Annotated in this window: 10 protein-coding genes and 1 pseudogene; 8 read left to right on the forward strand and 3 right to left on the reverse strand. The window is 58.1% G+C overall.

From position 1 onward, the window contains the following. Positions 1-33: 33 nt before the first annotated feature. The 4 genes and pseudogenes from QE453_RS07990 (at position 34) to QE453_RS08005 (ending at position 4309) form a co-directional block, all read left to right on the forward strand. Positions 34-960 carry a nucleotidyltransferase and HEPN domain-containing protein gene (locus tag QE453_RS07990; protein WP_135856311.1) on the forward strand — a complete coding sequence of 309 codons (927 nt, stop codon included), beginning with the start codon at positions 34-36 and terminating at the stop codon, positions 958-960. Positions 961-1143: 183 nt separating this feature from the next. Beyond that, on the forward strand, positions 1144-1452 hold the full coding sequence (locus QE453_RS07995; RefSeq protein WP_135856309.1) for a mobilization protein: 309 nt from the start codon (positions 1144-1146) through the stop codon (positions 1450-1452). Continuing rightward, positions 1449-3115: pseudogene (locus QE453_RS08000) on the forward strand (type IV secretory system conjugative DNA transfer family protein). The gene QE453_RS07995 and the pseudogene QE453_RS08000 overlap by 4 nt, the downstream one beginning before the upstream one ends. 243 nt (positions 3116-3358) lie before the next feature. Next, the gene (locus QE453_RS08005; RefSeq protein WP_135856307.1) at positions 3359-4309 is read left to right on the forward strand and encodes a bile acid:sodium symporter family protein; all 951 of its coding nucleotides are present in this window, start codon (positions 3359-3361) and stop codon (positions 4307-4309) included. A 49-nt stretch (positions 4310-4358) separates the two neighbouring features. Here QE453_RS08005 and QE453_RS08010 read toward each other — a convergent pair whose 3' ends face one another. After that, entirely contained in the window at positions 4359-5414 is a 1056-nt protein-coding gene (locus tag QE453_RS08010) for an aldo/keto reductase (RefSeq protein WP_135856305.1), read from the reverse strand. A gap of 185 nt (positions 5415-5599) precedes the next feature. Here QE453_RS08010 and QE453_RS08015 point away from each other — a divergent pair, with 185 nt between their 5' ends. Then, entirely contained in the window at positions 5600-6505 is a 906-nt protein-coding gene (locus QE453_RS08015) for a LysR family transcriptional regulator (protein ID WP_135856302.1), read from the forward strand. 80 nt (positions 6506-6585) lie between these two features. Here QE453_RS08015 and QE453_RS08020 read toward each other — a convergent pair whose 3' ends face one another. Further along, positions 6586-7371 carry a 2-keto-4-pentenoate hydratase gene (locus tag QE453_RS08020; RefSeq protein ID WP_309776696.1) on the reverse strand — a complete coding sequence of 262 codons (786 nt, stop codon included), beginning with the start codon at positions 7369-7371 and terminating at the stop codon, positions 6586-6588. A gap of 217 nt (positions 7372-7588) precedes the next feature. Between QE453_RS08020 and QE453_RS08025 the strand changes: the two genes are divergently transcribed. The 3 genes from QE453_RS08025 to tnpC all read left to right on the forward strand — a co-directional run bounded on the left by QE453_RS08025 (position 7589) and on the right by tnpC (position 9979). Continuing rightward, positions 7589-7975 carry a transposase gene (locus QE453_RS08025; RefSeq protein WP_309776123.1) on the forward strand — a complete coding sequence of 129 codons (387 nt, stop codon included), beginning with the start codon at positions 7589-7591 and terminating at the stop codon, positions 7973-7975. Beyond that, positions 7972-8316 (forward strand): IS66 family insertion sequence element accessory protein TnpB, encoded by a 345-nt coding sequence (gene tnpB / locus QE453_RS08030; protein ID WP_309776121.1) that lies wholly within the window; start codon positions 7972-7974, stop codon positions 8314-8316. Before QE453_RS08025 ends, tnpB begins: the two co-directional genes overlap by 4 nt. Positions 8317-8389: 73 nt before the next feature. Further along, positions 8390-9979, forward strand: a complete 1590-nt coding sequence (tnpC, locus tag QE453_RS08035; protein WP_309776119.1) for an IS66 family transposase — start codon at positions 8390-8392, stop codon at positions 9977-9979. A gap of 230 nt (positions 9980-10209) precedes the next feature. Here tnpC and QE453_RS08040 read toward each other — a convergent pair whose 3' ends face one another. Beyond that, positions 10210-11973, reverse strand: coding sequence for an ABC transporter ATP-binding protein (locus QE453_RS08040; RefSeq protein ID WP_135856298.1), 1764 nt, complete (start codon positions 11971-11973; stop codon positions 10210-10212). Positions 11974-12082: the final 109 nt, after the last annotated feature.

The following is a 12082-nucleotide window of genomic DNA, read 5'->3' on the forward strand; positions in this document are numbered from 1 at the left end:
CCATACAGGATACCGTCCAGAAGCGGAGCAGACATGAAGACCAGCCTTGAACATTTGCCGGAACGAAAGCAACGCGAGCTCGCGCGCGTTGTCGGGATTATCCAGGAAGAGTTTGCTGATCTGGTCGAGCGCTCGAAGTCTGACGCGAAGAAGGATGGACGGATCTTCAAAATCATCCTGTTCGGTTCTTACGCGCGTGGAAACTGGGTTGACGAACCGCATACGTCGAAAGGCTATCGCTCGGATTTCGACATTCTCGTCATCGTCAGTAACAAGGAACTGGCCGATCCCAAATACTGGGACAAGGCGACAGACCGGCTGATGTGGGATAAGGAGATCGAGACACCTGTTGGCCTCATCGTGCATGGCGCGCGCGAGATCAGCAATTTTTTGCATGATGGCCAGTACTTCTTCGTCGACCTCGCCCGCGAAGGTGTTGTTCTTTACGAATTCGACGACAGACCGCTGGCTGAGGCGAAACCGCTCAGCCCTTCCGATGCACTCAGGGTGGCCGAGGAGCATTTCAGCAGGCATTTTCCTGATGCAAAAACTTTCATTAAGTTGGCTGGCCATGCCCTGCAGGATAACAATGCCAACATAGCTGCCTTCCAACTCCATCAGGCAGTGGAAAGCGCCTATAACTGCTACCTGCTGACACTGACAAATTACTCGCCTGCTTCGCACAACCTCAAATTCCTGCGTGGACTTTCCGAGGGGCGTGATCACCGTTTGATCGACATCTGGCCGCGCGACCGTCAGCGATTTACCACGTGGTACAACATCCTGAATGAGGCCTACGTCAAGGCACGCTATTCGAAGCGTTTCGAGGTTTCCGAAGAGGCGCTCACATGGCTTCAGGAGCGGACCGCGGAACTCCATAGGCTGGTTGAGACGCTCTGCCGCGAGCACATCGAAAAGCTCAAACAGGCCGCGGGACAAGCGGCAAGTTCCAGCGACTGAGCTTCACCGGTGGCAGAATAATCCTGATCTCAGGTAGCAGCCATCGCAGCGTGATCAACCACAGGGGCTAACCTCCTCTCAATCGCTATGTCGATCTCCCCGTAGAAACTGGTCTGTCTTCCAGGAGCAAAGCCGTGGTCAACAGCGGCGGTTCCGGTGCGACCGCAATCGAAAGGAATAATCGTGGCAAGGAAAACCATAAAACAGCGCCTGGCTGAACTGGAGGCGCAACGGTCTGCCCTCAAGGCCCGGCTCTCGAAAACCGAGCGCAACAACGATATGCGCCGAAAGGTCCTGATCGGCTCGCTCGTTCTGCATCACCTGGAGACCTCTGATGATCAAGAGTTCAGCAATCAACTCGGTGAATGGCTGCGTCGCGAACTGCCGGGTTTTTTGACACGCGACAGTGACAAGGCGCTGTTTGCCGATCTGGTCGAACAAGGACTGCCGGGCACGGAAGAGAATGATGGTAGCGGGCAGGGCGCTCCATGAACCGAATACGACTTGCCAGGGACGCATTCAAAAACATGATGCGCGCCGCCGCGCGTGATCCGCTCTGGGCATTTCTGGCTTTGATTGCCATGCCCTTCCGGATCTGGAAACCGCTGCTTGGATTTATGTTCATCCTGTTCATCGTCACCTTTGTGATCGGCATGGGTGGCGGTCATTTCCTCGAGCAAGTGGGTTTCGAGCGGGGCTCGCCCTGTCTACATCATCCCAGGTTTCTTAACCCTGCTGGCGCTTGCCGTTATCACCTTCTGGTTCGTCACCACTCCACTGATTTTGCATTTCGGGGATGATGATGATGAGACCCATGGCTCTGCCCGCTTTGCGACAGACAAGGAGATAGCCGCTCTCACCTCATCAGGCTCCGGCCTCCTGATCGGTCGTGATACGAAAACGGCCAAGCCCCTGCGCTATGACGGCCCGGCCCATCTCCTCACCATGGCGCCGACGCGTACCGGCAAGGGTGTCGGCACGATCATCCCGAACCTGCTGACCGCCGACCGTTCGTTGATCTGCGTCGATCCAAAAGGTGAGAATGCAAGAATCACCGGCAGTGCTCGTCAAAAATTCGGCCCCGTTCATGTGCTCGATCCTTTCGGGGTCACCGACAAACCCTCGGCAGCCTTCAATCCCCTGGCCATGCTTGATCCCCACAGCCTTGATGTCGCGGAAGACGCCAGTGCGCTTGCCGACGCTCTCGTGTTCGATGAACCTGGAATGGCGGGGGAGGCGCATTGGAACGAGGAGGCAAAAGCGCTGATTGCCGGATTGCTGCTCCACATCGTTTCGACGGAGCCTTTGCGATGCAGGCACCTCGCAACACTTCGCGAGTACCTCACCCTTGCTCCGGAACAGTTTGCAGCGCTGCTCAAGCGGATGCAGGACAGCGATGCGGCGAGTGGTCTTGTCGCCCGCGCCGCAAACCGCCACCTCGGAAAATCCGACCGCTAAGCCGCAGGCGTTCTGTCGGCCGCCCAACGCCATACGCATTTTCTTGATTCACCGCGCATGACGGCCGTGCTCAGCCGCTCTGATTTCCGGTTTGCCGATCTCAAGCACAGCAATGTGACGGTGTTCCTCGTTCTTCCGCCTGACCGCCTCTCGACCTATTCGCGCTGGCTGCGCCTGCTTGTCTCGCAAAGCCTGCTCGAAATGGCCCGCGATCCGGCAAAGCCGGTGACACCCGTTCTTTATCTGCTCGATGAGTTCGCATCGCTTGGGCATTTGGCACCAGTCGAACGCGCAATGGGTCTAATGGCGGGTTATGGTGTCCAGCTTTGGCCCATTCTGCAGGACATCCATCAACTGCGTGCTACATACGGTCACCGCGCCGGAACTTTTTCTGTCAAACGCCGGCGTGCTGCAGGTTTTTGGCGTCAACGATCATGACAGCGCCCGCCTCATCTCTGATTTGCTCGGGCAGGAGACGGTCGTGTTCCAGACGATGGCGAGAGCGCTCGATTCCGATAAGACCGGCATATCCTACAGCCAGCAGCATACCGGCCGGCCGTTACTCACCCCGGACGAGGTGCGCAACCTGCCCGCAAATGGACAAGTGCTGTTCCTGGCCGGGCAACGACCGGTTTTTGCGCAAAAACTTGCCTACTTCGCCGATCCGGAGTTCAGGGAGATGTTCGATCGAGTCTGACTGTAATTGCGGTAAAAAGGCAATTCGCCGACCCATCAAGTCCCTGTATGCGCGGCCTTCGGGTTCTCTTCGGCGCAACGGGAAGCGGATAGATGAGCCATCGTCGAATTTCAGCCTTGCGGCGACGGTGGGACCACGGCTGAGGGATCGTTTTCGACCGCGAGGTCGGGCAACGGAGTAATGACCTTGACAGGGCACCATAGGAGACTAGACGGAGTCCATGATCATATTGGGAGTATAGACATGAAGATGCTGGCAGCCGTTTCGGCTTTCGTGGGCAAGACCTTTGCCATCTGGGTAATCCTATTTGCCGTACTCGGCTTTTTCTTTCCTGACACTTTCAAGCAAATCGCGCCCTGGATCGTCACGCTTCTGTCAATCATCATGTTCGGCATGGGCCTCACCCTTTCGGTTGATGATTTCAGAGAGGTTGCCAAAAGGCCGTTCGATGTGACGATCGGTGTGCTCGGCCAGTTTCTCATCATGCCGCTGCTCGCAGTTCTGCTCACCCGGATCATTCCCATGCCGCCGGAAGTCGCGGCGGGCGTCATTCTGGTCGGCTGCTGCCCGGGCGGCACGTCCTCCAACGTCATGACTTATCTCTCCAAGGGCGATGTCGCCTTGTCCGTTGCCTGCACCTCGGTCACCACGCTTGCCGCGCCGCTGGTGACGCCGTTCCTCGTTTGGCTGTTCGCGAGCCAGTTCCTGCCGGTTGACGGCTGGGCCATGTTCCTCAGCATCGTCAAGGTCGTTCTGGTTCCGCTGGCGCTGGGTGCCGCCCTGCAAAAGCTGCTGCCCGGCCTTGTCAAAACCGCCGTACCGGCGTTGCCACTCGTCAGCGTCATTGGCATCGTCCTCATCGTCGCGGCGGTGGTGGGAGGATCGAAGGCGTCCATCGCGCAGTCCGGCCTGATGATTTTTGCCGTCGTCGTGCTGCACAACGGCCTTGGCTATCTCCTCGGCTACCTCGCGGCAAAGGCAACGGGCCTGTCGCTTGCGAAGCGCAAGGCCATTGCGATAGAGGTCGGCATGCAGAATTCGGGCCTTGGCGCAGCACTTGCCACGGCCTATTTTTCGCCTCTCGCCGCCGTTCCGAGTGCTATTTTCAGCGTCTGGCACAATATATCCGGCGCAATCCTGGCGAACTGGTTTTCGGGTCGGGTGGACGCAGGCTCCGCCAAGAAAGCCGCCTGAAGCTCCGCATTTGTCAGGCCGCCCGTCGTTCGGGCGGCCTGGCCCTGCCTTAGAACGGCATAGTCTGACGTGCTACGGCAGGCGGATTTAGCCGGGCAAAGCCCTCCTGGCGCTGATACGGGAAATGTGGATAGGGAGCAGTCGTCTCGCTGGCCTCGTCCAACGTCGCTACCTGCGCGGACGTCAGTTCCCATCCCACGGCATCGAGGTTCTGGCGAAGCTGTTCCTCATTGCGCGCGCCGATGATGACCGTGGAAACAGTCGGGCGTCTGAGCAGCCAGTTGAGGGCGACCTGCGGCACCGTCCTGCCGGTTTCTTGTGCGACAGCGTCGAGCGCATCGATCACGCGGTAGAGATGTTCATCATCCACCGGCGGGCCGAAGCTGGCGGTCTCATGCAGGCGGCTACCGTCAGGCAGCGGCGTGCCGCGGCGGATTTTTCCGGTCAGCCGTCCCCAGCCAAGCGGGCTCCAGACCATTGCGCCAAGACCCTGATCCGCCCCGAGCGGCATCAGATCCCACTCGTAATCCCGGCCAATGAGGGAATAATAGACCTGGTTGACCACATAACGCGGCCAGCCATATCGATCGGCGACCGCGAGCGACTTCATGATCTGCCAGCCGGAAAAATTCGAGACACCGGTATATCGCACCTTGCCCGACCGGACGAGCGTATCGAGCGTCGACAGCACTTCCTCAACCGGCGTTAAGGCATCGTAGGCATGGAGCTGGAGGATGTCGATATAGTCGGTCTTTAGGCGGCGCAGGGCGTCATCCACCGCGCGCAGCAGCCGGAAGCGGGACGACCCGGCCTCGTTCGGCCCGTCACCCATCGGCAGGCTGGTCTTCGTAGAGATCAGGACTCTGTCGCGCCTTCCCTTGACGGCTTCGCCGAGCACTTCCTCCGATGCTCCATTGGAATAGACATCGGCGGTATCGAACAGGTTGACGCCTGCCTCCATGCAAACATCGATCAGGCGTCGGGCTTCTGCGGCATCTGAGTTGCCCCAGTTGCTGAACAGCGGGCCGGAGCCTCCGAAGGTTCCGGTGCCGAGACTCAAGACCGGCACTTTCAGACCGGATTTGCCAAGCTGGCGATATTCCATGAGACTTTTCCTTTGTTGTTTCGAAATGGTCGTGGGCGGCGCGTAGCGGCGTGGCCTTCTGCCCGTCCATTCGTGATCTGACAGATGAAGACTGTGGTGTGTTGCAATCGCTGTCGTAAGATAGACGCCTGCAGTTCAATGAAATAGAATGCCGAAACTATTATCACTTGTGAGATGAAGTCATCATGGCGCGATTGGAGATCAACCGGGCAGGGGAGATGGAGATCTTCGTACGGGTCGTTGAGCTTGGTGGTTTTTCCCGCGCGGCGGCTGCGGCTAGCATGACGCCTTCCGCCGTGAGCAAGCTGATCGCACGGCTGGAAAGCCGCCTTGGTGCGCGCCTGCTCAACCGTTCCACCCGTCAGCTTCAGATCACCCCCGAGGGCTGCGCCTTTTATGAGCGGGCCACCCGTATCCTCGCCGATCTTGAAGAGGCCGAACGCGCCGCCGGGGAAGGTGAACGGCCTCTCGGCCGCGTGCGGATCAACACCAGCGCATCCTATGCAGCGCATATTCTTGCACCCATCCTGCCACGGTTTCTGGCGCTCCATCCAGGCATTACGCTTGATATCGTCCAGACGGATCTGGTGATCGACCTGCTTGCGGAACGCACGGATGTGGCCGTGCGCGCGGGACCACTGAAAAGCTCAACGCTTGTCGCCCGCAAGCTCGGTGAGACGAGAATGATCATCGCGGCCTCTCCTGATTATCTGGAGCGTTATGGCACGCCGCAGACAATAACCGATCTCGAAGATCACAACCGCCTCGGTTTTGGCTACACCCGGTCCGTCGACGGCTGGCCGTTACGGAACGACGGAAAGACCGTCGTCATTCCGGCCACGGGACGCGTGCAGGTGAGCGATGGCGAGGGGCTTCGCCGTCTTGCCCTTGCCGGCGTCGGTCTGGTTCGCCTTGCGGCTTTTACCGTGCGGGAGGATATCGCCGCCGGCCGTCTGATACCGGTCCTCGATCATCTCGATACGGGTGAAACGGAGATGTTTCATGCCGTCTATGTCGGCCAACGGGGACCGCTTCCGGCACGTATTCGGGCGCTGCTCGATTTTCTCGGCGAGTATGGGCGGGTGAAGTGACGTTCCGCGTGCCACAAAAGGCGTGAGTGGAATTAAGGCCTCGGACTGCCGGAAAACGGTAGCAGCCTGAGGAGCGAAGGCTATCGTTTCGGCCCTGAGAGTGTGAAAGCACCAGCCGATTCCAGCCTTATACGCGTCTCGCCAGCAAGTGTGCTTGGTATCGCACCGCAAAGGCTACCCGTCGTCACGACATTGCCAGCCTTCAGCATGTCGCCGGTGTTGAATGCCGAATTGGCGAAGGCGACAAGCGGCGCAAGCGGATCGCCATTCGGATGCTTTCCCTTGGCGTCGAACATCGACACCGGTCCCTCGCTAACGGTTAGGTGCGGCAGGTTCTCGCCGTTCCCGGTAAAGACCTCCACGATGCCTTCGTCCAGTTCCGGGCCGATGACGAAGCCGTGGTTGGCAAGGCGATCCGCCAGAAAGAGCGGAAACGGAACCTGGTTTTTCTCCACCAGCCTGTAGCGAAGAAGTTCGGCGCCAAGGTGAACCTTGTCGATAAATGCCGTCAGATCGGCCCTTGTCATCCGCCCAGCGGTTGAAGCAGGGATGTCGGCGGAAAGCGTGAAGCAAATCTCGACTTCGACACCTTCGGTGCCATCTTGAGGAAAACAAGCGAGATTGGCGTCGTCGACCCTGACACAATCGAAAATCGGCGCCCCAACAGCATCACCATCCCGCCGGATCCCCAATTTCCAGCCGGCGACCGGCGTCGCCCAGTTTCCAGCAAAAGCCCGCTGAACCGCCATGGCCTCTGAAAGGCTGCCGGGAACGAGTCCCTCCGCTTCAAGCTCCGCCAGAGGAATTCTCGCGCCCTCTCGGCTTGCCTCTGCAAAGTTCTCCGCCAGTTTTCCGATCGCCGTCATTCCGCTCATGTCTCCTGATGATCTCATGCGCGAGATGCTGTCACGAGTTGACGCAGTCTGCCAAGGCCATCAATGCCCAGTTGGTGTCCGATTTCGCGGAGGGCGATTCTTGAGCATCGCTGCGGAATAGTGAGTAAGCGGCAAGGAAACCCCATCTGGCGCGGCTGATGCTGAGTAGGGTATTTCGGGCGTAGGAGTTCTCTGAATGTGAGGATCTATGTCTAGACCTGCGGCTAGCCTTGGGTTGATGCGAATGATCGAGGCGGTGCCCGATCGCCTTGACGGGTCGCCGCGACAGTTGCGGCGGTTCTGGTCCGACGAATTCAAGGCCACAGCGGTTGAGCAGGCTTGTCAGCCCGGTGTGAACATGTCGGCAGTGGCGCGGCAGATCGGGATCTTGCCGTCTCAACTCTACCGCTGGCGTAGAGAATTGTTGGGCAGTGATGAGCCTGGACAAGCACCAGCGGCAGTTGATCCGCAGAGCGTCGCACCTGACCCCGACCCCGTCGTCGAAATCGTCATTGACGGTATCGTCGTGCGGGCCGGCCGGCATGTCGAAGAAGTGCATCTGCAGCGTGTCATCCGAGCGGTTCGCTCAGCATGATCCCCGCAGGTGTAAAGGTCTTCCTCGCCAGCCATCCCATCGACTTCCGCAAAGGGCCGGACAGCCTGCTGTCGCTGGTGCGCGATGCTGGCAGTGATCCGTTCAACGGCTCGCTTTATGTCTTCCGGGCCAAACGGGCCGACCGGATCAAGATCGTCTGGTGGGATGGATCCGGGGTCTGCCTCTACTCGAAGCGGTTGGAGAAGGCGCAGTTCTGCTGGCCGCGGATAGGCCACAACCGAGTCCAGCTCAACCATGCCCAGCTCATGGCGCTCGTTGACGGCATGGACTGGAAACGGGTGCGCTCGGTGGCGGTGAAGCCGCCGGAGATTGTTGGGTAAATGCCTGCGGCAAAGTGAATCACCCGCCTGAAAGGGCAGGCAAACCGGAGCAAAATATGCTCTGGTAGACGTCATGACGCCGCCCGATCTGCAGCTCCCGGATGATGTAGATACCCTGAAAGCCATGGTTCTTGCCATGGCCGAGAAGGCCGCGCGCACCGATGCTCTTGAGAGCGAGGTCGCAGACCTGAAAGCCAGAAACGCCGATGCTGATGAACGCATCGAACGACTGACCCAGATCCTGAAAGCCTTCGATCGTGCCCGCTTTGGCCGGCGATCGGAAAAGCTCGGCTCTCCAGGCATCGATGATGAGCAGCAGGCCTTTGTCTTCGAGGAAATCGAGACCGGCATCGCGGCGATCCGAGCCAAGGTGAACAAGGGTGCCGCCCATACCGAAAAGCGTCCGCCGCGACCGCGCAAGGGCTTTGCTCCTCATCTGGAGCGGGTCGAAGTGGTGATCGAGCCGGATGAACTGCCCGAACACATCGGCAAACAGAAGGTGCTGATCGGAGAAGACGTCTCGGAGCGACTGGACGTCGTGCCGGCGAAGTTCCGCGTCATCGTCACCCGCCGACCGAAGTATGCCTTCAAAGATGAAGACGGTGTCATTCAGGCAGCCGCACCCGCGCACATCATCGAGGGCGGCATTCCGACGGAAGCGCTTCTCGCCCAGATCGCGGTCTCGAAGTATGCCGATGGCCTTCCGCTCTATCGGCAGGAGGCAATCTATGCCCGCGACAAGGTCGAGCTTGACCGGAAGCTGATGGCTCAATGGATGGGCAAGCTCGGCTTTGAACTTGATATCCTGGCCGACTACATCCTCGCCGAGATCAAGAAGGCTGAGCGTATCTTCGCTGACGAGACAACGTTGCCGACACTCGCGCCCGGATCCGGATCGGCCAGGACGGCCTGGCTATGGGCTTATGCCCGGGATGACAGACCCTTTGGTGGCAGTAGCCCGCCGATGGTTGCCTATCGCTTCGAAGATAGCCGTGCTGGCGATCGGGTCGCCCGGCATCTGAGTGGCTATCGCGGTATTCTGCAGGTTGACGGACATGGTGCCTATAACAAGCTTGCCAGATCTGACGGAGGCAATGACGGCGTGATGCTGGCCTACTGCTGGTCCCATAGCAGGCGCAAGTTCTACGAGCTCCACGCCTCAGACAGCTCCAGGATCGCCACCGAGACGGTGGAACTGATGGCGAAGCTCTGGCAGGTGGAAGAAACGGCCCGCGGCCAAAGCCCTGACGCCCGTGTCGCCGCGCGCCAGGCGACATCTGCTGCGGTTGTCACGGAGCTCTTCGCCCTCTGGCAGAAGACGCTACCGCGGATCTCCGGCAAGTCGAAGCTGGCCGAGGCGATCCGCTATACCACCTCGCGTCGCTCCATCTTCGAGCGCTTTCTCACCGACGGCCGCATCGAGCTCGACAACAACATAGTTGAGCGCGCAATCAGGCCCCAGACAATTACGAGAAAGAACAGCCTCTTCGCCGGCAGCGATGGCGGCGGCAGGACATGGGCGACAATCGCGACGCTGCTGCAGACTGCAAAGATGAATTCTGTCGATCCCCAGGCCTGGCTGACGCAAACACTCGAGCGCCTCGCAAATGGCTGGCCTAGTAGCGAAATCGATGTCCTTATGCCGTGGAGCTACAAGGCCTGAACGGCCTCAGCTTGCCGCTTACAATAGTGACGACTTTTTTCAACGACATGAGGCAGCCGGCCAATCATCATTCTCGTACGGCTAAGGGCGGGCAGAACAACGGTGGATCGTGACGTTTTGATGAGGGAAGCACGAGAACCACAAATCGTGTCGTGGCAAATGCGTTCCAATCATCTTTTCATTAAGAGAAGTAAAGCCGAGCGGCATTGCCGCTCGATTTCCTTTTTTGATTACGCGACGTCCGCTTCGAACTGGATGCTGTGGAGGCGCTTGTAGAGACCGTCATTGGCCAGCAATTCACGCCGGCTGCCCTGTTCGACCACTTCACCGTTGTCCATGACGACGATCTTGTCGGCGCGATTGATGGTGGAAAGACGGTGAGCGATGACGATAGAGGTTTTGTTAAACGTCAAACGCTCCAAGGCGTCTCGGACAAGAGCTTCCGACTCTGAATCCAGCGCGCTCGTCGCTTCATCGAGAATCAGAATATCCGCGTCTCGCAGCATTGCACGAGCAATAGCCACACGCTGTCTCTGGCCACCGGACAGCCCGGAGCCGTTCTCTCCGAGCTTGGTGTCGTACCCATCCTGCATCTTCATGATGAAATCATGCGCATTTGCGGCCTTGGCGGCAGCGATGATCTCTTCCTCCGTCGCATTGTCACGACCGACCGAGATGTTGTGCCTGATGGTGCCAGAGAACAGGAAGGTTTCCTGGCCCACGTAAGAAACATGTTCGCGCAGGCTAGCAAAGGAAACGTCGCGCAGATCCATACCATTGATTTCAACGGAGCCGTTCTGCGGGTCGTAAAGGCGCATCATGAGGTTGATGATGGTAGATTTGCCGCTGCCAGAAGGGCCTACCAGCGCAGTCATTTTACCTCCTTCGAAGAGGACGCTGACATCCCTGAGAACCGGCTGGCCTGAAACGTACTCGAAGCTTACATTCTTGAACTCGACATCGCCACTTGCCTTGGGGAGCGGCATGGCATCCTTTTTTTCTGCGAGTGTCAGCGGCGCGTCCAGCACTTCGAACATCATGCGCACTCCGATCATCCCGCCCTCGATCTGCACGCGCATGCGAGCCAGACGTTTTGCCGGTTCGTAAGCGAGAAGTAGTGCAGTGATGAACGCCATTAGATCACCTGGCGAGCCGCCTTTCTCAAGGACTGTGTATCCAGAGACGGCGATAACCACCGCGATCGCAAGGCCTGACAAAGTTTCCATGATGGGACTTGTCGCTGCTTCGAGCTTCGCAATGCCGTTGGCGCGCTGCTCGACATCTGAGACCGCCTTATTCATACGCTGGCGCATAAGCTTCTCCAGGGAGAACGCCTTGATGACGCGCACGCCGATGCTCGTTTCCTGGACCACGTTGACGATTTCACCGAGTGAAGCGAGTTCTGCTTCCATGATCTTGCGCACGCGGCGCAGAACGAGGCGCACGCTAAAAATGGCGAGTGGTCCAATAATCATCGAAATAGCGCTCAACAGAAAATTTTGAGCGAACATTACAATGATTAACCCGAGAAGCGAAAAGAGGTCGCGTACGAACGACGTTACAATTGTGTCTATGACGCTACGAGCTGATTGAGCATTATAGGTAACACGGACCAGCAATTCAGAAGACGGCAAATTCTGAAAAAAGGAGACCCCTTGTTTCAAAAGTCGGTCGTAAATTCTGCGCTGCTGCTCGGCCACAATGCTGTTGCCAGCTTTGCTCAGGTAGTAGCTCTGCACAAAGGTCGCGAGTCCCTTGACTATAAATATAACCGCGACGGCAAATGCAATTTCGAGAACAACGTCGAAACCCTGCTTCAAATAAACACTGTTGACGATATCGCGCATAATCCATGCACTAAGAGATGTCATGCCGGCAACTACCAGCATAGCCACGATTGCCGCGGAGTACCAACCAACGTGCTTTTTGAAATTTTCTTTAAAAAGTCGCGTCAGCAACTTCTTGTCGTTTGGCGACAAAAACGATCCGATCACAGAAACATCCTTATTTGACGTCGACGCTCACGCAGATTTTCCATCGCACATTCAGCCGCTTGTTGTTTGTGCGGAATGGCTTTCCAGTTTCCAATCACTGCCATGCCAC

This window comes from Agrobacterium sp. SORGH_AS_0440, assembly GCF_031453135.1.
Classification (GTDB): Bacteria; Pseudomonadota; Alphaproteobacteria; order Rhizobiales; family Rhizobiaceae; genus Agrobacterium; species Agrobacterium pusense.